The organism is Methanobrevibacter sp. (assembly GCF_045220775.1).
Lineage (GTDB): Archaea > Methanobacteriota > Methanobacteria > Methanobacteriales > Methanobacteriaceae > Methanocatella.
Genome location: NZ_JBGUWC010000071.1, coordinates 1 through 24,389, shown reverse-complemented (window position 1 = coordinate 24,389; position 24,389 = coordinate 1). Strand labels below are relative to the sequence as shown.

Genomic DNA, 24,389 nt, shown 5'->3' with positions numbered 1-24,389 from the left:
TTATACGGGGTTATTTTTTGGCTTGAAAGTTGTATTGTTGGGTTGTGCAACAATATTTTCTAACAGTTTTGTTCGAGTTAGGTATATCTCACACCAATTTTGCGGAAGGTGCGGAGCAAAGACTGTCCTAGATGAAAAGGACATGATGCTAACATGCCCTGAATGCAGTCAACACCATTATCCTCGCATCGCTCCTGCAATTATCGTGGCCATCAGAAAAGGTGATGAACTGCTCATGGCAAAACACAGCTATCATGACAATATACGGTTTGCTCTGATAGCAGGCTTTGTTGAACCCGGCGAAAGCATTGAAGAAGCTGTCCACAGAGAGGTTTTGGAGGAAGTTGGAATTAGAATCAAAAATTTAAAATATGAAAGAAGCCAATCCTGGCCGTTTCCGAATTCCTTAATGTTGGCTTTCACTGCCGAATATGATTCCGGCGATATAAAAGTTGATGGTGACGAGATAGTGAAAGCCCAATGGTTCAAAAAAGATGAAATTATCCGATATGGTACTGACATCAGCATTTCCGACTGGCTAATACAGTCCTTTATTGATAGTGTTTAAAGCTATCACGCCAGCTTTTATCCTGCCCAATCCTTCTTTTAGCAATTCCTGAGGGCAAGCTATATTCAGCCTCAAGAAATTATCTCCGTTTTTGCCAAAATCTATTCCTGCAGATAGGAATACGCCCTGATTTGTTCTTAAAAATCCTGACAATACTTTTGAAGGAACTTTCAGCTCTGAACAGTCAAGCCATAAAAGATAGGTTGCATTACATTCAACCAATTTTATAACCGGCAGCTCATCAGCCAGATAATCCTTAACGATTTGCTTATTTTCAAATAGAACTTCCCTAAGCTCATCCAGCCAATCTTCAGATTCATTGTAAGCTGCCATTACTGCAGCAGTTGCAAATACATTGCATGAATCAGAGTTATCGACATGCATCTGGACTTTAATCCTTTCCAATAACTCTTTATTTTTTGTGTGGACAACAGAGCTTTGAAATCCGGCAATATTGAATGATTTTGAAGGGGATAAGCATGTAATGACCTTATCATAACTTGAAGAGGTTTCAAAGGGATTGTATTTAATACCGGGATCTGTCAAATCACAGTGAATCTCATCAGAAATCAGAACTACATTATGCTTTCTGCATAGCTCACCGATGCGATTCAAATCATCGGCCGACCAGATTTTGCCGACAGGATTGTGGGGATTGCAAAGTATCATCATTTTTGACTTTGACAATTTCTCATCCAAATCATCAAAATCAATTCTATACATGCCATTTTCATAGATTAGTGGATTTTCTAGGACTTTACGGTTATTGTCTTCGATTACATAATAAAACACATGATAAACCGGAGACTGAATAAGGATTTCATCTCCAACATCTGTCAAGGATCTTATCATTGAGGATATTGAAGGCATTACTCCAATTGAGTACAGCATGTCTTCACGGGACATCTTAAAATCATATCTCCTATCCCACCAGTTAATGTATGCTTCAAAAAGCCCATTTGGAACGATGGTATAACCATAGACAGGATGATTTGCCCTTTTTAGGATTGCATCCTGAATGGCCGGAGCTACCTTGAAGTCCATGTCCGCCACCCACATTGGAATGTCATCATCAAACAAATCCCATTTAAGTGAATTAGTGCCTTTTCTATCAATTACATTTTCAAAATCATATTTCACTGAAACATCCCCATAATCTAAACATATTTTTAAATAATATTTTCATCATATATAATAATTAGTTTAACAAATGGAGGTTAAATTCAATGGATTATGAAAAAACTGCTGGAATATTTTTCCTTGTTCTTGGTTTGATATTCATTCTATTCCCAATGTTTTCATCCGAATTGGTTTCAATAATTGTTGGCTTAAGCTTAGTATTCCTTGGTATTTCCATAGCATTTACAGGATATACATTGAAAGAAATGCGCAAAGAAATTGCGATAATAGTTATCCTTATAGGAATCCTAGCCATTATTTTAGGAATATTGTTCATATTCTACATTAATGCAATATCATTTATTGTTGCTTTCCAATTCTATATTGTTGGATTTATAATGATAATATTAGGAATATGTGGTTTATTATCCAAAACAGGAAAAATATCAAATTTCACTTCAATACTTATTTTATTGATGGGTATTGTTGCAATAGCTCTAGCAATATTTGCAGGTAACAATCCACTGTATCTTGCAATTATTATTGGAATCGTTTTAATCATTGAAGGGGTTGCATACTTACTTGATGATTAAGACTTGCTTAAAAATTAAAAAAACTTCTCTAACCATTGCCATTAAACCAAATTATTAAGTAATTGGATTTATTTAAATCCAATTAATAATTTATTTTGATTCTTTTTAAAATAAAAATAGTTGAAGTGTGAAAATGTGTTTTTGCACACTTCCAAAAAGTTTAGATGTAGGTTTCTTCAGACTTTCTAAATCCAATATCATTTTCGCTGCAGAACTTTTCGATTTCACAGCTCAATTCTGAAATGTCCTCTTTTGAATACTCATTTTTAAAATAGTACAATATTGGCTGAGCATTAGTATAGACGGTTAAAATCAAATAGTCATCACCATAGATGCTAACGTCAAGAGTATTGTATATCTGAATATCCCTTATAATGTCGCTTTTGACCTTTCCAAGAGGAGATTCAATGCCCACTGTTTTGATTTCAGTTCTAGGATAGTGATCTTGAAGCTTTGCCAGTTTCCCCTCATCAGTCAAAATGTCATTGTCGGGATCGATTTCTGTTAATTTTTCCTTGAACAATTTTGCATTGTGCAGTCTTTCTTGGACTTCAGTCAATTCCTTTTCAAGCTGTTTTTCTTCCTCCAAAAGAGAGTTTATGAATGCTTCTGAACCATTGTTGAAGTTTTCATACATTTCCAATACGTCTCTTGGTGAGAGTATTGAATTGTTTTTGTAAAACTCCTTGGTGTGCGGTTTTACACGAATGCTCAATGGTTTCAAATTTTCTTTTCTGGATTTGTGGTCATATTTATCGTGGAATTCCCTTCCCCTTTTGTGGAGTGAATTCAGCTTGCGGGTAAATATCCTTTCGAATTCTTCATGGGTCATGTCTTCTGGGTAATTGAATTCAAATCCTCCTGGAGAATATGACCCTCCGAATCTTTCGTTTCCGAATACAAATCTTCTTTGGTTTTCAGTTCTTTTTTGGTTTGTCATTGTATCACTTCCATTTTGTATTACAAAATGTATTTTTGTATACAATAATATATTGCGATGAACTAGTATATAAATGTATTCATTTTTAAAAAATGTATACGCAAAAAATTTTAAAAAAATAAATGAAATCATCTGCTTAAATCTGCAGCAATTTCAAAAACCTTTTCCAAATCAACAGATAACTGCTCTTCTTTAGATTTAATCTCATCAGCAGACTTATTAGAGTAATCATTTTTGGAGATATTAGAAAATGTTTCAACAACAACCTTTCCATTCAGCATCTTAAGCAAGTCCTCGGATTGCTTGATATGAGGCCTGACTGATTTTTCGAAATAATCCTTAGGATAATTGACAGTGTAGAAAAGCCCAACATTAACTTTTCCTTTAAACTTATTGCCTGTCTTATATGAAACCATGCAATAAATCAAACGTTCAATCAATGCCATATAATGGCTGGACGGATTGGAGAAAAATATCGGCACCCCAATCAAAAGAGTGTCTGAACTGAAGATTTCTTCAATCAAAGGTGAGAGCTCATCTCTCCAATAGCATTTGCAGGTTTCCTCATCGTTTTTGCAAATCAAGCAAATCCTGCAGCCTGACAAGTCCAATTTATACAAATCAACATATTTAACTTCTGCACCAACAGATTCAGCACCTTTAGCTGCGGATTTCATAAGCTGAGCAGCAATTCCTTTTCTTTTAGGGTCTGCATTAATTACAATTGTCTTCATTTTGACAGCTCCGCACCGATTTCAAATGCCCTCTCCAAATCCTTTGGAAACTGCAGAATCCATTGCTTTTCCTTAAGTTCTTGTGAAAATCCTGCCATGTTGAATTTGGAATAATCGGCAATCTGTATGGTATCACAGACCGGATAAGTTACGATTTCACCATTCAAGTATGAAAAGAGAAATTCCGTAGTTGACAGACTGTCCTTCATGGATTCCTCGTAAAACTCAAGTGGAGCATTCATGGTGTAAAAGATTCCGACATTGACTTTGCCTGTAAAATAGCTGGATCCGTCATCATATGACATTATGCAGAATATCAGTCTTTCGATTAATGCCCTGAACTGGCTTGTAGGCTGTCCGAAATAAATGGGAGAACCTATCAAAAGCGCATCAGCTTCAAAAATCTTTTCAATTACAGGTGTCAGGTCATCTTTCCAGTAGCATTTGCCCTTGGTTTTCTCCTTTAGCTTACAGGCAAGACAGCTTCTGCACCCTTTAAAGACTAAATCATATAAATTGAAATATTCTGTTTCAGCCCCAACAGATTCCGCTCCTTTTTGGGCCGCCTGCATAATCTCAGCAGTATTCCATGTCTTTCTTGGACTTGCATTAATCACAATTGTTTTCATGTTAACATATTTGTTTTCATCAAATATCAAATTATAGATAAAATTGAAATTTTCATTCCCATTTAAAAAATTTTATTAAATGAATTACATATACTATAAATTAGAGGAAGAAAAATGATTTCAAAAATTAAACATATAAGCCTCGGAAACTGGATGTTAATCGGAATGGTTTTAGGTTTCATAGTAGGCTTAATATTGAATTTTTACGTAACAAATCCATTGATTAAAGATATAATCCTCATAGACAATGTTTTCTATTTAGGAGGAACTGGATTTATTAAATTAATGAAAATGTTAGTTGTACCACTGGTTTTCTTCTCAATAGTAGTTGGTGTAGCTTCTATTTCAGATATAAGGAAGATTGGTTCAATTGGTGGTAGAACAATAGGAATATACCTTATAACAACTGCATTGGCAGTTACAATTGCTCTTATAATAGCAAGCTTTATCCAGCCGGGTGTCGGTTTGAATATGGGTGGCATTACAAGTGCTAACGTTACATCAAACGTTACAGTAACAGACACTATTCTAAACATGATTCCAGACAATCCGTTCAGCTCCCTTGCTAATGGGGACATGTTGCCTGTTATTATATTCGGGGTGCTTGTGGGTATAATTTTAGCAACCTTAAAAGATGAAACAAATATTGTAAATGAGTTTTTCACACAGGGAAACACAGTCATGATGGAAATGACCCGTATCGTCATGAAATTCGCACCGATAGGAATTTTCTGTTTAATGGCTAAAACCTTCGCATCATTGGGTTTTGACGGCCTGCTTCCACTGGCAAAATATATTATGTGTGTACTTATAGGATTGGCTATTCAGGCATTCATTGTATATCCATCTTTACTTGTATTATTTACCAGATTGAATCCTATCAGATTCTTCAGAAAGTTCATTTCAGTAATGTTTTTCGCATTTTCATCTTCTACATCAAATGCTACCATTCCATTGAACTTGGAAACCCTTTCGGAAATGGGGGTATCACGTGAAATTTCCTCATTCACCATTCCATTGGGTGCTACCATCAACATGGACGGAACGGCTATCATGCAGGGCTGTGCAGTCATGTTTGCCGCTCAGGCATATGGTATTGATTTAGGAACAACAGCACTTCTTACTGTAATCTTCACCGCAGTGATGGCTTCTATCGGAACTGCAGGTGTACCGTCAGTGGGATTGATTACCTTAAATATGGTGTTCGGTTCTGTAGGTCTTCCAGTAGATGCAATTGGTATCATTATGGGAATAGACCACATTCTAGACATGTTCAGAACTGCTGTTAACGTAACTGGTGATGCAATCTGTACCATTATCGTTTCATTCAAAAACAAATCCATAGACCTTGACATCTTTAACGGTAAAAAATCTCCTGGAGAAACATGGGACGATATTACAAGATTCTAAAAATCCCTTAACATCACCATTCTTTTTTCTTTTTTTAAAAAAAAATAGTTGAAGTGTGTTGAAACACACTTGGAATTTGAAAATAAGTTATTTTTTAGCTTCAATGACAGTTTTTCCATTCATGTAAGGGACTAACACTTCAGGAACTTTAACACTGCCGTCAGCTTGCTGATAGTTTTCTAAAATACAGCACATTGTTCTTTCGGTTGCAATTGCAGTACTGTTTAAAGTATGCAATGTTTGAGCATCTCCAGAGCCTGCTCTTCCAACACGTGTTTTGGTTTTACGTGCCTGGTAATCTTTACAGTTGGTACATGAGACCAATTCTCTGAATGCACCTGAACCTGGGAACCATGCTTCCAAATCGTATTTGATAGCTGCGTTATCATTCAAGGCAGAGGATACGATAGCTATTATCTGATATGGAAGGCCTAATTTCTGATAGATTCCTTCTGTTACTTCCATTAACTTTTCATGCTGATTTTTAGAGTCTTCCGGTTCTGAGAATATGAACTGTTCGATCTTTTCAAACTGATGAACCCTGAATATTCCGAGAGTATCTTTTCCGTGAGATCCCGCTTCTTTTCTAAAGCAGGTTGAAAGTGCACAGTATCTTAAAGGCAACTCGTCGGGAGATATGATTTCATCCCTGTGAAGAGCAGCCAATGTTTGCTCGGCAGTTGCAATAAGGAACAGATCTTCATTTTCCACCTTGTATAATGTCTCTTCAAACTCGCCTAACTCAGAAGTTTCGGCTGCAACCTCGCCTTTTACAAAGAATGGTGTCTGCATCGGAATATATCCTTCAGCCTCAAGTTCTGATAGTGCAAATTGAATCAATGCAAGGTTCAAGTGCAATATATCTCTTTTCAAGTAGTAAAAACGAGCTCCTGCAATGCTTGCTGCAGTTTCAAGGTCTGCCCCATCGATTTTTTCAATTAAATCCACATGGTTTAAAGGCTCGAAATCAAATTCAGGCTTGTCGCCATAGGTCCTTACAACCACATTATCATCTTCAGTGTCTGAAATTGGAACATCCTCATCAATGACATTTCCAACCTTGTATCGGTAATCATCTCTGAGCTCTAAATATTCTGCATTTTTAGCTGTCAATTCCTTGATTTCGGCAGCAACTTCTTTAGACCTTTTAACTACATCTTCAAAATTGCCTTCTTCTTTCGCTTTTTTAAATGATTTGGATAATTTATTTTTTTCAGATCTTAAGGAATTAAGCTTTCTTTCACCTTCTCTCCATAAGGTATCATATTCAATAACTTTTTCGACATTTTCTGTGTCTCTAAATCTCTTCTTTTCAGAGTCTAATATTAATTCTGGATTTTCTCTGAATAATTTTATATCTAACAATATTTTGTCCCCTAAAATATTTTATACAATTATAATTTTGAATTTCCTATTTTTTAAATTTAATGATTAATTAAATAGAATTTTAAAAAAAAGTAGTTTTTTAGAGTTCAAATGAACCCTAAAATAAATTAAAGAATTACAACAGTTTTTCTCTAAATACTGATTTTAACTCAGATTTTGTCTTGTCTGTGTAATTTTCATTATCCACGCTGAATATTGCCATTTCGTAGATAATCTTATTCAAAGCCTTTCCTTTTTCGGTCAGGTAATATCTAACGTTCTTCTTATCGTATTTGTCTACGATACGTTTAATCAAACCATTGTCCTCCATTTCCTTAAGGCAACTGCTCAAGACTCTGTTGGACAGTTTAGGCTTGTTTTCTTTGAATTCATGGAAACGAGTTTTTCCAAAAAACAAATCGTTGATGATTTGCACAACCCATTTTTTTCTAATTAATAGAATTGCATTATCTATTGGGAAATTTTTTAGTTGAGTATTTACATTCACAAAAACCCCTCCAATATATTGAGTTATTATTAATTGATTATTTTTTAAATATTTAAAGTTATCTATCATGGTGAGCAAATGGTTACCAAAAGCTTTTAAATATGATAAGCCTAAGTTTTTAGTGAAAGTGCAACTGCACTTTCTAAGAGATGGATAATCAAAAAATTAATGAATGAACATGACCTCCATTTTCCTTCAAATAATACCCGAATAAATATATGCTCATGGGATTTCAAAAGAGTTTTTTGATAAGCATTGAGCTAAAAAAATCCAACATCTAATTCCCTTAAAAAAAATAGAAAATCAAAAAATTCTAACCATCTCTACTTTTTTTATTTTAATTTTTCTTCCCATTCCTTAACTTTAAAGCCAACCAGAACAACATCATCATTGACTAAGATCGGCCTTTTTACAAGCATCCCATCAGTGGCCAAAAGATCCAATTGTTCATCCTCTGACATGTCAGGCAACTTGTCTTTCAATTTCAATTCTCTGTATTTCATGCCGCTTGTATTGAAAAACCTTTTAAGAGGCAGACCGGATATTTCCCACCATTTGCGCAATTCCTCAGAAGTGGGATTGTCCTCAATGATATGCCTTGATTCATATTCGATATTGTGTTCATCTAACCAGTTTTTGGCTTTTCTGCAAGTTGAGCATTTAGGATAATTAACGAATAACATAATAATTAATTGATTTTCAAGCTAAAAATAGTTAAGTATTTCACAAGCGTCTTCAATCGCATCCAAAACATAATCATTTTCAAGGTCCTTTTCGTTGCCATAACCCCATTTAACAATTATGCAATCTATTCCAGCATTCTTTGCAGTTAGAATATCAGTTGAAGAATCACCAATGTAGATTGCATCCTCTTTTGAAACGCCTGCCTTTTCAATGATCTTATTTATACCTGCCGGAGACGGCTTTGTTGGAGTGTCATAGTTATGTCCTTCAATCAATACAAAATCGATGTCTCCAAAGAATTTATCCACAAAAAATTCAAGCGAATCAGTGAACCTATTCGAATTGATGGCTAATAAGACATCCTTAGACTGCAACGTTTTCAATACTTCATAGCTGCACGGAAACGGAAGCGTATTTTCCTTTTCATCCCCATAATAAATCTTTAAATAGGTATACTTAAAAGGTTCATGATATTCGGAAGTATCATTATCCTTTAGGACCAATGAAACGATTTCATCAATGTCCCCACCTAACTTGCCGATGTATTCTTCACGTGTTAATGTAGGGAAACCATAGATTGTCAAAGCTTCATTCAAACATTTAACAACATCATCCACTGAATTGAATAACGTTCCATCAAAATCAAAGATTGCAAGTTTCTTCATATTATCTACTTTTGTTTTCATTGATTTTTAACATTTCTAAAAAAAAATAGTAACAATTTAGAAATAGTTAATGTCTTCCAATTTCAATAATTCCATTTTTTTATCCAAACCACCAGCATACCCAGTCAATTTGCCATTTGAGCCCAATACCCTATGGCATGGAATCAAAATAGCTATCGGATTGTGCCCTACTGCTCCCCCAACAGCTTGAGCTGACATCGATGGTGAAATCTTTTGAGCAATTTCACCATAGGTTAATGTTTCACCATATGGAATTTCAGACAATATTTTCCAAACCCTTTTTCTGAACTCACTGCCTTCAGGTTTTAACTTAAAGTCAATATTAGGATTTTCACCATTGAAATACCTGTCAAGCCATATTTTAGCTTTTTTAAAAATAGCCAAATCATCACTTTCAATCAAATCGCTAGAAATTGATGATTTGAAATGTTTTTGACCTAAAAACCATACTCCGCAAATAGCTTCACCATCACTTACAATAAGCATTTCGCCAATAGGTGATGCATAACATGTTGAATAGTACATTCTAATCAAGGTATGATTTGAAAAATTCCTCGAACTCCTCATCGCTCATAGGTTCTGGAGTTGATGTCTTTTCATTAGCCATTATATTTGAAGCAAGGTTTGCGTATTCTTGTGCTTCATCACTTTCAGGGTATTTTTCTACAACGGTTTTTGCATCTAATTCTGCATCCTGAATTAAATTGCTTCTATGAATTGTTCCAATAACATGTGTGCCTATCTTTTCGGCAAAGTCGGAAACAATTTCCTCTTCATTATCGACATTCCTGCAGTTGCAGACAATACCGCTCAGATTGCCCTTAAGTTTCTTCACACCACGAACAATATTATTGGCCGCATAAAGTGACATGTACTCACCTGAAGTTACAATCAATACCTCATCTGCATATTTTTCACGAAGAGGAACTGAAAAGCCGCCGCATACGACATCGCCCAGCACATCATAGACCACAACATCAAGGTCTTCATCAAAAATGCCCAATTGTTCAAGGCGTTTCATGGCAACAATAACGCCACGTCCTGCACAGCCAACACCAGGCTCTGGACCTCCGCTTTCAACACATAAAATGTCCTTAAAACCTTTGAAGACCAAATCTTCCCTCTCAGGTTTTCTATTATTTTTTAAAGTGTGAATTACTGTAGGAATTCTTTTACCATATAAAGTGCGTGTAGTATCTGCCTTAGGATCACAGCCTATTACAAGACAATTCAAATCCTCGCTTGCCCACACAGCAGACAAATTAGCTACTGTAGTACTCTTTCCAATACCGCCCTTTCCATAAATGGCTATTTTTTTAATCATCAGAATTCCTCTCAACTAATTTATAAACAAAATCATTTTCCCTAACTTTTGTTGGAATAGCTATTGCTACATTAGAATTTTTATCGACACAATCTACAGACTTGCCCTCAATTTGCATAGAATCAATTGTATGGGTGATGGATCCTGTTGTCTGGCCTTGGATAATTATCTTATCGCCAATCTTTAAATCATCCCAAATCCTAAGTTCGGCAGCCTTTACTTTATTGTAATAGTTGACAACCTGTCCAATGTCCTTTTTGATATATTTTGATTGATTATCTTCGCTTGTCTCAAATGGAGTATTAAAATAAAAGTTTGTATCGAATCCACGGTTAAAAACGCTTCCAAGCTCTTCCAACCATCCATCTTTAACATTGTAATTCAATGGGTCCTGACTATATGAATCAATAGCCTGCCTGTAAATTCCAGTCACCATTGCACCGTAATCCGGACTGCGGGCTCTTCCCTCTATTTTAAATGATGCAACACCACTTTCCATAAGCTCTGGAATATATTCAATCATGCACATGTCCTTTGGCGAGAAGAAATTAGTTCTATAGCTTTCATCATCGCTTCCGGTAATGATGAATGTCTCATCTCCTACATCAGAGAAGTTTATGACATTATCCTCACCCTCTTCATATGTCAATGTCCAGTTTTTACGGCAAGGCTGCAGGCAATCTCCACAATTGGCACTTCTTCCATAAAGCCCATAACTTAAAAAACACCTTCCCGAAATCGCCATGCAGATTGCTCCATGAACAAATATTTCCGTTTCAATAGGGGATTTTCGGCTAAGCTCTGTAATTTCTCTTAATGAAAGCTCTCGTGAAAGAATAGCTCTTTTGGCACCTAATTTTTTAAGTGTCTTTAAAGTATAAGAATTAGTAACGTTTTCCTGAACGCTGATGTGGGCTTCAAGACCATGGGACACAGTATCTTCAATCAGGCCAATGTCCGATAAAATAAGTCCATCAATTTCTGATGATGCAATAGTCTCCAAATTCCTGTCAAGCTCACATGCGGATTTTTCATTCAGAATTATGTTAGTGCATAAATAAGTCTTAGCTCCATACTGTTTAGCTATTCCGGATACATCCGCTAAATCATCAAGAGAAAAATTTTTAGCGTTGGCCCTCATATTATAGTCATCAAGGCCAAAGTAAACTGCATCTGCCCCATTTTCCAAAACAGCACGCAGTGATATAAAGTTTCCGGCAGGAGCTAATAATTCAACCATAATATCTAAGGTTTATAGTAAGTTTCAGCTTCAAGACCTTCAGGAATTTCAGTAGGATATTCCTCATTGACACAGCCTAAACATAAATTCTCTTTAGGCATTCCAATCGCTTCGACTAAAGCGTCAAGAGTGATGTAGCCTAATGAATCAATGTTTAAAATCTGCCTGATTTCTTCAGTAGAGTAATTTGCTGCAATCAATTCCTCTTTAGTCGCCATGGCCACACCATAATAACAAGGAGATATGACCGGAGGACAACCAACCAAAAAGTGGATTTCAGCCGGTTCCGCTTCCTTTACAAGGTCAAGTAATTTTTTTGAAGTGGTTCCTCTGACAATACTGTCATCTATTAAAATAATTTTCTTGCCTTTAATAGCTTCCTTAATAGGATTTAATTTAAGTCTTACTGCCAGCTCACGTTCTTCTTGAGTCGGCATGATAAATGTTCTTCCAACATACCTATTTTTTATTAAACCTTCACCATATGGAATTCCAGAAGCTCTAGAATAACCAATAGCTGCAGGAATTGATGAATCAGGTACTGGAATTACGACATCAGCATCAATAGGATATAATTTTCGCAATTGCGCACCGATATTCATTCTGGTTTGATAAACATTTTTACCGTCAATTGTACTGTCAGGTCTTGCAAAGTAAACATATTCAAACATGCAGTGTGAAAGTTTACAGGTACCTGCACTTTCTAACATGTGGGAGTTAATTTCATCATTTTTAAAGTAAACAATTTCACCAGGTACAATATCCCTAATGTACTCAGCATTAATTACATCAAAAGCAACAGTTTCGGAAGCAAGGATAAATTCATCATCTCTTTTTGCAACAGCAAGTGGTTTTATTCCCATAGGATCCCTTACACCATACAATTCTCCATCAACCAAAATTGTCAATGCATATGATCCTACAAGTTTTTTACATACAGCCTCAATAGCCTCTAGAACATCTTTATTATTATCATAATGCTCTTTTTTAAGCATATAACAAATCACTTCAGAATCAGAATCTGATCTAAAATAAAATCCCTCATCAATGAGTTCTTTTTTTAACTCATCAGAGTTAACAATATCTCCATTATGTGCCATAGCAATAAATCCATCACCAAAATCAATTACAAAAGGTTGTGAATTTTCCAATTTTGATTGACCGGTAGTTGAATATCTTACATGACCTATGGCCATACTGCCTTCCAGATTTTGGATTTCATAATGTCTGAACACATCAGTTATTAAACCCATTCCGCAGTAGTATTTCAAACCTTCATGTGAATTAAAACTAGCTATTCCTGCTGATTCCTGACCTCTATGCTGTAAAGCATACAAACAATAATAAACAAAAGGTGTAACATTTTTAGATTCATCACTGCAATGAATTCCAACAATACCACACTTATCTTCCATCTCACCTTGCATACGCTAACTCCATATAAATAGTATGATTATATTTCTCTTTAACCTAGTATAAAATAATATTTGTTTTAATCCCAAAAGTTTTCAAAAGTGCTTGTAATATCATAATCATCCCTTACTTCCGGGACCTTATTTTCACTAGGAGGATTTAATTCATTAATGAAATCATTTACATTATTATCTACAAATATTAATGCAGTCCTAATAATTTTTAACCATTCAATGGCTTTAGATCTGGATTCTGCTGCAATATAACCTTGACCGACAAGGATATTATCAGGTTTGAATTTGTTTGTTGCAATTACAATCCTTTCTTCATCATCTAAATCCTGTTTGAACACATCTTGCCACAGTGCATAAAGGTTAAAAATTTCAAGAATTTCTTTTTTGTAAATGTCTTCATAGCGCAATTTGAATGCATCAAAATCAGATTTAATTTCACCAATATCCTCTCGCAACTCTTTGTTTTCTTGAGTCAAAACTTCACTTTCTTTGATGAGTTGGTTATAGTCATCCAAAAGATTATTATAATTGTGAGTTACATTCATTAGTTTGTTTTCCAATGTGTGGATATTGACCAGATTTAAAGAATAAGACAATGTTGACCTTATTATTGAATTTAAAATCTCTTTTTCAGCAAGTCTAAAATCAATTGATTCATCTTCAATGATAATCCTGTTATAATCAAATAATCCAATATGATTAAAATCATTTTTTAGTTCGTTGAAAAGAATATTATATGTTTCATCGTGACCATAACCTCCAATCAAAAGAATATCTGCACCGCTGGCTACTTTTTTAACAATATCCAGTTCCACAGTAGGTATTATTGAAGAAACAATAATGTTATAATCCCTTTCAAGCTGAATATTATTTACAGCTTTAGAAACAAGCTGTGCAATATCCAAACCTGACACTATTATACGGACATCAATTTTTGTTTCATGATTTTCGTTTTCCATAATCCTTACCTAAACCGCATTCATTTTTTCATGCCACTTCCAGGCTGACTCTACAATTTGTTCTAGATTGTACTGAGGAATCCAACCTAGTTTTTCCTTAATTTTTGTTGAATCGGCAATTAAAATGGCCGGATCGCCTTCACGGCGTTCATCGATTTTAACTTCAAAGTCACATCCTGTAACTTTCCTGCACATATCAATCACTTCACGAACAGAGTATCCTTTACCATTTCCCAAGTTAAAAATGTCTGATTCGTTGCCTTTGCATAAATATTCATATGCTTTGATATGGGCATCAGCTAAATCGTTGACATGAATATAATCGCGTATGCAAGTTCCATCCGGCGTATCATAATCATCACCATAAATGGAAATGCTGTCACGCTTTCCAATGGCTGCATCTAAAACTAATGGAATTAAGTGAGTTTCAGGGTCATGTAACTCCCCAATCTCACCGTCAAAATCTGCTCCCGCTGCATTAAAATATCTAAGAGATACATAGTTGAAATCACCTTTTTCAGCTTCTCTTTGTAAAGCTTTTTCAGTGATAAATTTAGAGTGTCCATAAGGATTGATTGGCTTTAAATCTTGGTCTTCTGTTATTGGAACCTTTTCAGGATTTCCATATACTGCAGCAGTTGAAGATAAAATAAATTTGTCAACACCGAATTCCCTCATAATCTGTAAAAGATTTAGCGTATTTTTATAATTGTTCTTAAAGTATTTTTGAGGCATTTCAACTGATTCTGCTACCGATGAAAAAGCAGCAAAATGGATTACACCATCGATGTCATATTTTTCAAAAACTTCCCTTATGTCTTTGCTTCCAAAGTCATAGTTTTCAAAGTTTCCCCATTTAACAAAGCTTTCATAACCTTTGCAGAGATTATCAACAACAACAGTGTCATAACCTGCAAGATTTAGGGCTTTGTTAGTTTGGGAACCAATATAACCTGCACCACCAGTGACTAAAATCAATTTCAACACCTATACGAATTTACCTAATTTAAGTAAAGCTTTTGGAGATACTTTAATCAATTTTTTAACAATTTCTGTAGTTGAAATTTTATCAAAACTTTCATCCTGGAATGCATGACCAATGCTATCCAATTCCTCATCAGATAATGTAAGCAAGTATTCTTGTACCTTTTTATACCTTTTGATGTCATGGTCTAATTCGGCATGAGCCATTTCATCGTATTGCTTTAAGAATTTTTTGGAGCAATCCTCTTTAATGGCTTGAGCTGCAACTTGACCGGCACACATACCACCAGTCATACCAGAGATGATTCCTCCACCGGTTAATGGGTTTACCTGACCGGCAGCATCTCCACAAACTAAAATGTTATCATCATAAAGCTTTTTGGTCATTCCGCCTACAGGGTCTCCGCCCACATTCATTTCAACGGCTTGAGCGTTTTTCAAGTAAGGGCAAGTTGCAACAAAGTCATCCAAATACTCTTTAGCGGTTTTTTCAGCTTTGTGAGGCAATATTGCCAAACCGACGTTTGCAATGTCATCCCCTTTAGGGAAAATCCATACATATCCACCAGGGGCACATGATCCTAAGTAAAATTCAATTACACCTGGCCTTTCAAATTCCACATTGCACATTTCATATTGCACACCTGATTCCATTTCCTTAGGTTTTGCGGCCGGCCTTAATCCTGCCCATCTTGCAACGTGGCCTTCAGGACCATCTGCAGCGATTAATATTTTACATTTGTAATCGATTTGTTCACCCATGCATTCTGTGTATACAATGTATCCATCCTCAATCTTATCGATGCCTGTTACTAAGGTTTTGATTCTGATTTCAGCACCAGCTCTAGCGGCATCCATTGCCATGTGCTTATCAAACACTTTCCTTTCTAAGATATAACCTGCTTCAGGTATTTTAACCTCTTCGCTAGTCATCCAAACGTCAGTTCCATCAGGAGTTTGGATTCTAATGCCTTGAATCTCTTGAGTTACCCAACGAGGGGACGGTTCGATGCCCAATTTTTCAAGTCCTTGAATTGAAACACCTTCAGCACATCTTTTTGGTGCACCGATTTCAGATTTTTTATCCATTAAAATTACTCTTGCTCCACCTAATGCAGCATGTTTTGCTGCACTGGAACCTGCAGGTCCGGAACCCACTACAATTACATCAGTTTCAATCATATAATCAATCCTCTTTTTCTAATGCATCTATTGGACATGCTTTAATACATGTGTCACAGTCTTTACAATCTTCTTCATTAAATACTAATGAATACTCTCTTACTTGAATTAAATTTCTTGGACAAACTCCGGCACATTCACCGCAGTATGAGCACCAATCTTTTACAATCATAAAATATCTCCTAAAATATAAACAGTTTATGTTATAAATAATTAGATTTTTATTATATTTAAATTTTTAGTAAAAAATAGCATTCTAAATGAATAAAAAAAGAAAAAAAAGTTTTTAAAGTATTATTTAATCAATAATACCGGTACCTCAGAAGTTCTCAGAAGTCTTTCTGAAACTGAACCTATCTGTGTGTCTGAAACATCATTCTCATCAAAAGACACAAATCTATGATTATTGGCCCCATGTGCATGAATGACAACTAAATCGGCTCGAGTTTGGTCTACAATGAACTTCATGTCCCTTAACGGATCTGCAGTAAGAAGATGTTCTGTAACTTCAATTCCTACATCATTAGCCTTTTTAGTAATTTTTGCCAAAATTGCATCACCTGAATCTTCCTCCACATCATAGCTATTCAAGGAAAATTCTTCCAAAACATGAACTGCCGCTATTTTAGAGCCAAATTTCTGAGCAATTTCAATGGCCACATCAGCTGCCTTGTATCCATATTCAGACCCATCAATCGGGACCATGATTGTATCAAACATTGTTTAATCACCCTTCAAATAATCAGCATGACAGAAATCAATGAAATTGCCGACAATCTTATCCATGTCTTCACTGTCATCGATTATTTTTCCATCATCCATAAAGACTGCTCTGTTGCTTAATTCCTTAATGAAATCGGTATTGTGTGAAATCATTACAATGGTAATTCCATATGTTTTTGAAATAGTCTTTAAAGCATTTGTTACATCCCTTAAAGTGACAGGATCCAAATCTCCAAACGGTTCATCTAAAAGCAGGAATTTAGGTCTTGAAACCAAGATTAACGCAAGCATTACACGTACCTTTTGACCACCGGACAACTCATAAGATTTTCTGTGCAAAATGTCCATGTCCAAATCAAGGCTTTCAAAAATATCCGCCACGGCTTCTTTTGTTGCAGTTTCAGGGAACCTTGGGAACAGATCATCCAAAATATCGGAATCAAGCCCGACTTGCCTTAAACGGTCTCTTGCTTCGGTTTCGGGAAGGTCTGTCAGCAGGTAGAATGAATCCAATAATTCTTCGCTGATGCCTATTTTTTTAGCCCTTTCCTGAGCTTCCTTTACAATATCCGCATTTTTATAACCTAAACGTACGGCCAATTGATTCAATACAGTTGCATAATGGTTCAATGCAAATTCCTGATGCATGAAACCTAGCTTGGACCTTATTTTCATACGGTTCATGCCCGGAATATCAATATCAGCCCATGTACCGTCTTCAAGTTTATATAATACTTCCCCTTCATCAGGATCGTCAAGTCCGCCAAGCATCCTTAAAAGAACGGTTTTACCTGCGCCGCTCGGCCCGATAATGCTTAGGATATTTTCCTTTTGGACCTTGAAGTTTATATCTTCAATCTGTAGAACTTCACCGCCAGTCAATAAATAGAACCTTTTATAGATGTCTTTTGCCTCTATCACATCTTCATCTGTTGCAATGTTTTCAATATCAACAATATCAGCCATATCTTCCATAAATTCATCACAGATTCTATCAGGAGCCCCCTCATCAACGATTTGACCATCTTCAAGAAGGATTACCCTATCTGCCAAGTATTTTTGAACATCAGGCAAGTGAGAAACGACAACAACTGCAATGTTTAACTCCTCATTGATTTTTTTAACTGCATCCAAGATTTCTTGTTTTGTTTTAGGGCATGCCATGGTTGCAGGTTCATCAAGAAGTAAAGCTTTAGGTCTTTTAGCAAGCTGCCTTGCCATGATTAATCTTTGCTTTTCACCACCACTGAGAACGGATGCATAATGGTCTTTTTTATGGGTTAATGAAACAAGCTCTAGGATTTCATCGGCCTCATCACCGAATTCGCTGTCTGCAAGTTCAAAATTGGCATCACCTTCATCATAGTATTCGCGCGCATACAACTTCCTTAAGACATTTTCACGTACTGTGTCAGGCCATAACCCAAAGGACCTTTGAAGGTGGATAGCTGTTTCCTTTTTAAGTTCATTATAGTAATATTGAGAAGAGTCATGTTTGACAGTTACATCACCGACAGTTATGCTTCCTTCATCGATGTGCTCTACACCCCTCATTGCTCTTAAAAGTGTAGTTTTACCGGAACCACTTTTACCCATGATTCCTACTATTTCTCCTTCCTTAACTTCTAGACTGACATTTTTAAGTGCTGTAACCTTTGTTCCATCAGCCAATTCATAATCTTTGCTTACATTTTCAACTTTTATCATTCTTTATGCCCCATTTATACTAATACAAATTTTTATTAATGACAGTATTTATATTTTATATTAATTATAAAAAAATGTGATTTATATGGCTAGTGAAAACAAAATTCAAGAATATCAAAATAGCTTAGAAGAAGAAAAACTTATGATTGAAACTCATTTTGTAAATATTGAAAGAATTTTAAGAGAACCAGAACCAATAGAACAAGAAAAACTAGTTGCACTAATGAATAACTATAACACACTAAATATTCAATACAATCAGTTATGCAGCGACCTTATCAAATTTTATCAGATTTTTAAAGATAAGGAAGAACAGGAAATCAGATTATATAAGACTGACGAACTGGTTGATTTATTACAGAAAAAAATTGATCAAATCGGATAGATTCAATAATTGTAATTTATTACAATCCTGCCTGTAACATTTGTAGTTGAATTTTCAGCTACAACTTCACCATTTCTCAAAAGCTGCACTTTAAATTCTCCTTCACTCCAATCCTCTTTTTGGGCATCAATAGCTACACGGTCCCATGCTGCACAGTCTAATGTAAATTTTTTTGGACCATAACCTGATTCTTTTACAAGATAATTTGGATTGCCCATTTCAGCATACCAACTACCTTCGTAATCAATTACAGCAACATATGGATAAGAAGCAGTTTTGTGAGCACTGCCATCATCAGTAATGACATTCAAAGTTTCATTGTGAGATGGCTGAGTGTTATTATATACCAAAGAGAAGAGTAACAGCGCTATAATAATGATTCCAAGTACAATAACAATTTTCCTAGCAATACCTATATCCCAACTGTTTTTGCGTTTAGTATTATTAATTCGCTTCCCCTGAGTGTCAGTTAGAAGATAGGCACAATTATCACAATATACGGCATCGGATGAATTTTCATATCCGCACCGCGGACATTTCACCATAAATAATAATTCCTTTATTTTCTTATGAAAAGTTTATTAAAATTCTTATATTTAAACTTAATGGAAAATTAGCCATTTTTAATGAAAAATAATTTAATGTTAGTGATAATAATTATAGACATTTTCAGCCGTTTTTTGATTCATGCCGTCTATTTTAGCTAATTCATCAACTGATGCCTTCTTAATGTTTTCAATAGTTCCAAATTCTTTTAAAAGGCCAATCTTTCTTTTTTTACCAATTCCAACGATATCGTCAAGTGAAGAGGCTGAAATATCCTTACTGCGCAGTTTTCTATGATAGGTTATTGCAAAACGATGAGATTCATCCCGTACCTGCTGAAGCAAGTGTAATGCTTTATTATTTTTAGGAATTATGATTGGACGCTTATTGTTTGGAACAAATATCTCTTCAAATTCTTTTGCAAGACCAATAACTGGAATATGAGTTAGATTTAATTTTTCCAAAACTCCGCAAGCCATGCCTAGCTGTCCTTTACCCCCATCAATCACCATCAAGTCTGGCTCGGGATCAGAATCTATTAATTTCAACCTGCGAGTCAATAACTCTTCCATCATTGCAAAATCGTTTGGACCTGGCGTTTCCATCCTGAAATGTTTATACCTTTTTTTGTAAGGCTTTCCATCTACAAAACACACTTTTGAACCAACCGCAAACTTGCCTGAAATATTACTGATATCATATCCCTCAATTACATGAGGCACCTTATCAAGCTTAAGGTATTTTTTAAGCTCAATCAATGAATTTTCCATTGTTTTCTTTTGATGCTTGATGATTTCAGCATTTTTCTTTGCCATTTTAACAAGCCTTAATTTTACACCTTTTTGTGGAACCTTGATTTTTACTTTGTTTCCTCTTAAATCACTTAGCCAGTCCTCGAGCAGATCCTTTTCATCAATGTCTTCATCTAAAAGAATCTGTTTTGGAATATGCCTATTATAACCATAATACTGTTGAATAAAGGAAAACATTATCTCTGATGGAGAATCATATTGGGATCCGCTCATCAAAAAGTCATCACGACCTACAATTTTGCCGTTTCTGATTGGCATTATTATAACTATGACCTCATTTTCGCCTAGAGCGATGGCTATAACATCCTGGTCCAAATCATCGTCAACAAAATCAACAAACTGCTTTTCCATAATGTCTTCAATTGATGAAATCTGGTCTCTGATAACAGCTGCCTTTTCAAATTCTTCATTGTCGGATGCCTCAATCATTTCCTTTTTGAGATTTTTGACAATGGTCGAATATTTGCCCTGGAAAAACAAATCAATCTTGTTAATGATTTCTGCATATTCCTCTTTTGTTATCCTTCCATCACATGGAGCATAACATAAATCAATTTGCGAATTTAGGCAAGGGCCGTTCATATTGCGGCAAGTCCTTATTTTAAACAATGATTTTAAAAATTTAACCGTTTGCTTAACGGAACCTGCATCCGTAAACGGGCCAAAATAGGCCCCATTTTTCGTAATGTTTCTTGTAATGATTAATCTTGGAAACTCCTCATCGGTAATCTTAACATAAGGGTATCTTTTATCGTCTTTTAGCTGAACGTTATATCGTGGGCGATGCTTTTTAATTAATGTGGCTTCTAAAATCAAGGCTTCTTTTTCAGAATTGGTTACAATATACTCCAAACTATCAAAATGACTCATTAAAATTTGAGTTTTTGGCCTGTCAAGTTTTTCACGAAAATAAGATTTAACACGTTTTATTAGGCTTTTGGCTTTGCCAATATAAATTATTGTATCCGTATCATCCTTCATTATATAGACGCCAGGCTTATTTGGCAAATTGTCAGGTGATTTGATTTTAGTTGACATAAAAAAACCTATTTAAGTTCAACAATATCATTGTCAATTTTAACTTTGTTGTTTGCTATCATTAAATCCAAGACGCTATTAATCCTGCTTGCAGTCTTTTTGGAAGTTGATTTGAATCCGAAGTTGCGTGAAGTTTCTTTTGGAATTTGACCTGTAGTCACATCATTTTTGTGAATCAGTACAGTCTCAATGCTTTTAGCTATCTCTTCATCAGAAATTAGATCAATATTAGGTTTGTTTCTTTTTCTAATAACAATATTATTGTTTGAAGCATCATACAGGAAGTCTCCAATCCTAATGATATCTCCTGACTTTTCCGCTTGACTTATTGCATCATTAACACGTTTTTTCAAAGTGGAACCCGCTCTTTTAATATTGCAGGAATCCTTAACCCTGTTGGTTACTTCCTTAACATGAATCGGACCTTCGATATCTACAATTTCATTAATGGATTTGGCCACTTTCTCAATCGGCTGCTTATATAAATCATCGGATGAATATAATCCGATGTCATCAACTTCAACATAATCGATTATTTCATCTTCCATTTTTCTTTTGCCAGGAAGCTTTTGGTCATCAAAAGCCTTCAATTGATTGTCTTTTCTGTGTCTTTCTTTCTCAATTTCTTTGTAATCTTCATTAGCGGTTAAAATTATGTCTTCAAGAGCTTGATCTTTAAGTTCTTCTCTTCTTTTTTGTTCATGAACAGGAACAATAACATCCTTTTCATCTGATATCTCTTTTCTAAGAGCTTCCATCATCATTTCTTTTTCAATTCTTTGCTCTTCTTTTTCAGCGAATGTTAATCCTTCCTCTTTTTCAATGATTTTATCGGAATCATCATCACTAGGCCTATTCAAGTAATCCATAGGATCAAATTCTTCAGTCCTGTCCACTACAGAAACATAATCAATATGGGTAGGATTTTCAATTTCCTTTAAAGATTTATGGATATAGGACATGTCCTTTTTAATTCCTTTAATTGAATCTTTTACGGATTTAGGTTTTTCTTCTTCATAGTAGAAATTATTTTTCCTGAGTTTGCTTCTAACATCATTTGATCCTTGATAGTAGGTTACACCGTCACCTACTACTTCATCGGTGCCTTCTTCCGCATCCGCTTCAGTTGTTTGATTACCTTCAATGATGTCTTCATCAACTTGAGGAGTCTCTTCCTTAACTTCATTATCTAAATCAACATTGTCAAATGATTCATTTTCCTGGGAAACCTCGTTTTGCAATTCATCATCAACGAATTCCTCTTTATAAACTTCCTTTTGCAGTTCCTTGTTATCAAAGACTTCATCAATGAATTCTTCCATCGCCCTATCTACTATATCAGTGGCTTTTTTATGAATTTTCTCATCTCTTCCAAGTGAATCGTCAGTGAAAATATTTAATTCATCACCTTCGGTATAATCCGCTTTTGGAGATGGTCTTTCAAGTTCCTCTTCATATTTTCCAAGAGAATCATCAGTGAAAATATTTAATTCTTCATCATCGTTAACAATTTCGGCTTCAACAACAGAATCGTCGCTAGGCGCCGGTTTAGGCAGCGGAATATCATCTTCTTCCATTATTTCACCTTTAAGTATTTCAATTTCTTCAACATCTAACTTGGATTCTCCAGCCATTACCTCAGAAATGATTGATTTTACATAACTTCCTCGGGACTTATGTTTTGGTTTTTGTTCATGGACCTCATCAACTGGTTCTTGCTTGTCCAATTCATCTTTGAAATCGTATTTCTCACTTTCATCATCCATAACATGCTCCTCATCATGACTATGGTCAACATAGATATAATCATCATCAGAACCTAAATCAACCTTATCGTCAACTGGTTCATCTTGTTCAATTGGCTCGTCCTTAAATTCATATTTTGGATTGTCATCATCCATGACACGTTCATCATCATGGGAATGATCAACATAGATATAATCATCATCAGAACCTAAATCAACCTTATCATCAACATCAGGCTTATCGACAACAACTTCTTCGAATGTCTCTCCTTTATTGGAAGATTTTCCATTATCTTTTTGAGATATCTCATCTGCACTGTGGTCTACAACAATGAAATCATCAATTTCCTCTTCAAATGTTTCTTCTTTAGATGATGTTTTTGGAGTAGTTTCTTTAGTCATTTCCTTATCATCCAAATCAACATCTACACTATTACCGAATTTCGGTGATGGGATATCATCTTCAATATTTTCAGCTTCGCTTTCTAAATCTATTTCAGGCTCTATGACAATTTCTTCTGGTTTTTCAGGGATTTCCTCTTCAATATCATTGATAATGTCATCATTTAAATCAGAATTCTTGCCTAAATCTTTTGCAAATTTAAAGATTGAAGCTGGTTCTTCTTCAAATTCTTCTTCCTCATCGGATTTTAAGAATGATTTTATCTTGTCTGAAATGGATTTTGAAATGCCTTTAACTTCCTCATCGGAATAGTCTTTTTCATTTTCCCATACTTCCGCATTATCTTCCGGAGAAACACCTTCATCAGATTCCCATACTTCAGTATCATCATCAATATTTTGGTCTGCTTCTTCCTCTATGGTAGCTGCGTTACCTTCTTCTGTTTCAACATTGAATTCATCATTAGATTGGGTTGGATTGATTGAATCTGTTGAATCTTTGATCTCCTGTGAAGTTTCAGATGAGACTTCATCAACAGAATCCTCAATGACAAACTCAGAAGGAGTCTCCTCAAAACCAACATCATCAGGAGTCTCAACATTAACAAACTCAGAAGGAGTCTCCTCAAAACCAACATCATCAGGAGTCTCAACATTAACAAACTCAGAAGGAGCTTCC

25 protein-coding genes are annotated in these 24,389 nt (G+C 35.2%); 4 read left to right on the top strand and 21 right to left on the bottom strand.

The genetic code is table 11. The features are described from left to right. Positions 1-568: NAD(+) diphosphatase (gene nudC, locus ACJROP_RS04290; protein WP_406534258.1), on the top strand; the 568-nt coding region annotated here is incomplete at its 5' end. Here nudC and ACJROP_RS04285 read toward each other — a convergent pair. Then, positions 539-1,708, bottom strand: a complete 1,170-nt coding sequence (locus tag ACJROP_RS04285; RefSeq protein ID WP_406534257.1) for a MalY/PatB family protein — start codon at positions 1,706-1,708, stop codon at positions 539-541. The two genes, nudC and ACJROP_RS04285, sit on opposite strands and share 30 nt — an antisense overlap. 86 nt (positions 1,709-1,794) lie before the next feature. On the opposite strand from ACJROP_RS04285, the gene ACJROP_RS04280 reads away from it, so the two are divergent. After that, positions 1,795-2,280 carry a DUF308 domain-containing protein gene (locus ACJROP_RS04280; RefSeq protein WP_406534256.1) on the top strand — a complete coding sequence of 162 codons (486 nt, stop codon included), beginning with the start codon at positions 1,795-1,797 and terminating at the stop codon, positions 2,278-2,280. 160 nt (positions 2,281-2,440) lie between these two features. Here the strand turns inward: ACJROP_RS04280 and ACJROP_RS04275 are convergent, their stop codons facing one another. From ACJROP_RS04275 to ACJROP_RS04265, 3 genes are all read right to left on the bottom strand, one after another. Beyond that, positions 2,441-3,220, bottom strand: a complete 780-nt coding sequence (locus ACJROP_RS04275) for a hypothetical protein (protein ID WP_406534255.1) — start codon at positions 3,218-3,220, stop codon at positions 2,441-2,443. 128 nt (positions 3,221-3,348) lie between these two features. After that, positions 3,349-3,954: a flavodoxin family protein gene (locus ACJROP_RS04270; protein WP_406534254.1), complete on the bottom strand. Its 606-nt coding sequence runs from the start codon at positions 3,952-3,954 to the stop codon at positions 3,349-3,351. After that, positions 3,951-4,583 (bottom strand): flavodoxin family protein, encoded by a 633-nt coding sequence (locus ACJROP_RS04265; RefSeq protein WP_406534253.1) that lies wholly within the window; start codon positions 4,581-4,583, stop codon positions 3,951-3,953. The genes ACJROP_RS04270 and ACJROP_RS04265 overlap by 4 nt, the downstream gene beginning before the upstream one ends. 114 nt (positions 4,584-4,697) lie before the next feature. On the opposite strand from ACJROP_RS04265, the gene ACJROP_RS04260 reads away from it, so the two are divergent. Further along, positions 4,698-5,993 carry a dicarboxylate/amino acid:cation symporter gene (locus ACJROP_RS04260; protein ID WP_406534252.1) on the top strand — a complete coding sequence of 432 codons (1,296 nt, stop codon included), beginning with the start codon at positions 4,698-4,700 and terminating at the stop codon, positions 5,991-5,993. A gap of 87 nt (positions 5,994-6,080) precedes the next feature. Here the strand turns inward: ACJROP_RS04260 and serS are convergent, their stop codons facing one another. The 14 genes from serS to ACJROP_RS04190 all read right to left on the bottom strand — a co-directional run bounded on the left by serS (position 6,081) and on the right by ACJROP_RS04190 (position 18,782). Next, positions 6,081-7,358 carry a serine--tRNA ligase gene (gene serS / locus ACJROP_RS04255; protein WP_406534251.1) on the bottom strand — a complete coding sequence of 426 codons (1,278 nt, stop codon included), beginning with the start codon at positions 7,356-7,358 and terminating at the stop codon, positions 6,081-6,083. Between the two features lie 136 nt (positions 7,359-7,494). Then, positions 7,495-7,866 (bottom strand): winged helix-turn-helix transcriptional regulator, encoded by a 372-nt coding sequence (locus tag ACJROP_RS04250; protein WP_406534250.1) that lies wholly within the window; start codon positions 7,864-7,866, stop codon positions 7,495-7,497. A gap of 332 nt (positions 7,867-8,198) precedes the next feature. After that, the gene (locus ACJROP_RS04245) at positions 8,199-8,549 is read right to left on the bottom strand and encodes an arsenate reductase family protein (protein WP_406534249.1); all 351 of its coding nucleotides are present in this window, start codon (positions 8,547-8,549) and stop codon (positions 8,199-8,201) included. 21 nt (positions 8,550-8,570) lie between these two features. Next, on the bottom strand, positions 8,571-9,215 hold the full coding sequence (locus ACJROP_RS04240) for an HAD family hydrolase (RefSeq protein ID WP_406534248.1): 645 nt from the start codon (positions 9,213-9,215) through the stop codon (positions 8,571-8,573). Positions 9,216-9,272: 57 nt separating this feature from the next. Continuing rightward, the gene (locus ACJROP_RS04235) at positions 9,273-9,761 is read right to left on the bottom strand and encodes a methylated-DNA--[protein]-cysteine S-methyltransferase (RefSeq protein ID WP_406534259.1); all 489 of its coding nucleotides are present in this window, start codon (positions 9,759-9,761) and stop codon (positions 9,273-9,275) included. 1 nt (position 9,762) lies between these two features. Next, the gene (gene cfbC / locus ACJROP_RS04230; protein ID WP_406534247.1) at positions 9,763-10,560 is read right to left on the bottom strand and encodes a Ni-sirohydrochlorin a,c-diamide reductive cyclase ATP-dependent reductase subunit; all 798 of its coding nucleotides are present in this window, start codon (positions 10,558-10,560) and stop codon (positions 9,763-9,765) included. Continuing rightward, a complete protein-coding gene (locus tag ACJROP_RS04225; protein ID WP_406534246.1) occupies positions 10,553-11,800 on the bottom strand; it encodes a peptidase U32 family protein in 1,248 nt (415 codons plus the stop codon). The genes cfbC and ACJROP_RS04225 overlap by 8 nt, the downstream gene beginning before the upstream one ends. Before the next feature lie 5 nt (positions 11,801-11,805). Then, a complete protein-coding gene (gene purF, locus ACJROP_RS04220) occupies positions 11,806-13,227 on the bottom strand; it encodes an amidophosphoribosyltransferase (protein WP_406534245.1) in 1,422 nt (473 codons plus the stop codon). Between the two features lie 65 nt (positions 13,228-13,292). After that, entirely contained in the window at positions 13,293-14,186 is an 894-nt protein-coding gene (locus ACJROP_RS04215) for a hypothetical protein (RefSeq protein ID WP_406534244.1), read from the bottom strand. A 9-nt stretch (positions 14,187-14,195) separates the two neighbouring features. Next, positions 14,196-15,164, bottom strand: a complete 969-nt coding sequence (gene galE, locus ACJROP_RS04210; protein WP_406534243.1) for a UDP-glucose 4-epimerase GalE — start codon at positions 15,162-15,164, stop codon at positions 14,196-14,198. 9 nt (positions 15,165-15,173) lie between these two features. Continuing rightward, positions 15,174-16,352, bottom strand: a complete 1,179-nt coding sequence (locus ACJROP_RS04205) for an NAD(P)/FAD-dependent oxidoreductase (protein WP_406534242.1) — start codon at positions 16,350-16,352, stop codon at positions 15,174-15,176. A gap of 4 nt (positions 16,353-16,356) precedes the next feature. Continuing rightward, positions 16,357-16,524, bottom strand: coding sequence for a 4Fe-4S binding protein (locus ACJROP_RS04200; RefSeq protein WP_406534241.1), 168 nt, complete (start codon positions 16,522-16,524; stop codon positions 16,357-16,359). A gap of 122 nt (positions 16,525-16,646) precedes the next feature. Beyond that, entirely contained in the window at positions 16,647-17,072 is a 426-nt protein-coding gene (locus ACJROP_RS04195) for a universal stress protein (RefSeq protein WP_406534240.1), read from the bottom strand. A gap of 3 nt (positions 17,073-17,075) precedes the next feature. Further along, positions 17,076-18,782: an ATP-binding cassette domain-containing protein gene (locus tag ACJROP_RS04190; protein WP_406534239.1), complete on the bottom strand. Its 1,707-nt coding sequence runs from the start codon at positions 18,780-18,782 to the stop codon at positions 17,076-17,078. An 85-nt stretch (positions 18,783-18,867) separates the two neighbouring features. Between ACJROP_RS04190 and ACJROP_RS04185 the strand changes: the two genes are divergently transcribed. Further along, the gene (locus ACJROP_RS04185) at positions 18,868-19,167 is read left to right on the top strand and encodes a hypothetical protein (protein ID WP_406534238.1); all 300 of its coding nucleotides are present in this window, start codon (positions 18,868-18,870) and stop codon (positions 19,165-19,167) included. Positions 19,168-19,169: 2 nt separating this feature from the next. Here the strand turns inward: ACJROP_RS04185 and ACJROP_RS04180 are convergent, their stop codons facing one another. The 3 genes from ACJROP_RS04180 to ACJROP_RS04170 form a co-directional block, all read right to left on the bottom strand. After that, positions 19,170-19,712 (bottom strand): zinc ribbon domain-containing protein, encoded by a 543-nt coding sequence (locus ACJROP_RS04180; RefSeq protein WP_406534237.1) that lies wholly within the window; start codon positions 19,710-19,712, stop codon positions 19,170-19,172. 99 nt (positions 19,713-19,811) lie between these two features. Further along, positions 19,812-21,563, bottom strand: coding sequence for an excinuclease ABC subunit UvrC (gene uvrC, locus ACJROP_RS04175; protein WP_406534236.1), 1,752 nt, complete (start codon positions 21,561-21,563; stop codon positions 19,812-19,814). A gap of 8 nt (positions 21,564-21,571) precedes the next feature. Then, positions 21,572-24,389: DUF3320 domain-containing protein (locus ACJROP_RS04170; RefSeq protein ID WP_406534235.1), on the bottom strand; the 2,818-nt coding region annotated here is incomplete at its 5' end.

Coding starts and splice junctions, on each gene's coding strand:
- ACJROP_RS04280 (WP_406534256.1), top strand. CDS start 1,795: ATGGATTATGAAAAAACTGCTGGAATATTTTTCCTTGTTCTTGGTTTG.
- ACJROP_RS04275 (WP_406534255.1), bottom strand. CDS start 3,220: ATGACAAACCAAAAAAGAACTGAAAACCAAAGAAGATTTGTATTCGGA.
- ACJROP_RS04270 (WP_406534254.1), bottom strand. CDS start 3,954: ATGAAGACAATTGTAATTAATGCAGACCCTAAAAGAAAAGGAATTGCT.
- ACJROP_RS04265 (WP_406534253.1), bottom strand. CDS start 4,583: ATGAAAACAATTGTGATTAATGCAAGTCCAAGAAAGACATGGAATACT.
- ACJROP_RS04260 (WP_406534252.1), top strand. CDS start 4,698: ATGATTTCAAAAATTAAACATATAAGCCTCGGAAACTGGATGTTAATC.
- ACJROP_RS04245 (WP_406534249.1), bottom strand. CDS start 8,549: ATGTTATTCGTTAATTATCCTAAATGCTCAACTTGCAGAAAAGCCAAA.
- ACJROP_RS04240 (WP_406534248.1), bottom strand. CDS start 9,215: ATGAAGAAACTTGCAATCTTTGATTTTGATGGAACGTTATTCAATTCA.
- ACJROP_RS04235 (WP_406534259.1), bottom strand. CDS start 9,761: ATGTACTATTCAACATGTTATGCATCACCTATTGGCGAAATGCTTATT.
- cfbC (WP_406534247.1), bottom strand. CDS start 10,560: ATGATTAAAAAAATAGCCATTTATGGAAAGGGCGGTATTGGAAAGAGT.
- ACJROP_RS04225 (WP_406534246.1), bottom strand. CDS start 11,800: ATGGTTGAATTATTAGCTCCTGCCGGAAACTTTATATCACTGCGTGCT.
- purF (WP_406534245.1), bottom strand. CDS start 13,227: ATGCAAGGTGAGATGGAAGATAAGTGTGGTATTGTTGGAATTCATTGC.
- ACJROP_RS04215 (WP_406534244.1), bottom strand. CDS start 14,186: ATGGAAAACGAAAATCATGAAACAAAAATTGATGTCCGTATAATAGTG.
- ACJROP_RS04205 (WP_406534242.1), bottom strand. CDS start 16,352: ATGATTGAAACTGATGTAATTGTAGTGGGTTCCGGACCTGCAGGTTCC.
- ACJROP_RS04200 (WP_406534241.1), bottom strand. CDS start 16,524: ATGATTGTAAAAGATTGGTGCTCATACTGCGGTGAATGTGCCGGAGTT.
- ACJROP_RS04195 (WP_406534240.1), bottom strand. CDS start 17,072: ATGTTTGATACAATCATGGTCCCGATTGATGGGTCTGAATATGGATAC.
- ACJROP_RS04190 (WP_406534239.1), bottom strand. CDS start 18,782: ATGATAAAAGTTGAAAATGTAAGCAAAGATTATGAATTGGCTGATGGA.
- ACJROP_RS04185 (WP_406534238.1), top strand. CDS start 18,868: ATGGCTAGTGAAAACAAAATTCAAGAATATCAAAATAGCTTAGAAGAA.
- ACJROP_RS04180 (WP_406534237.1), bottom strand. CDS start 19,712: ATGGTGAAATGTCCGCGGTGCGGATATGAAAATTCATCCGATGCCGTA.
- uvrC (WP_406534236.1), bottom strand. CDS start 21,563: ATGTCAACTAAAATCAAATCACCTGACAATTTGCCAAATAAGCCTGGC.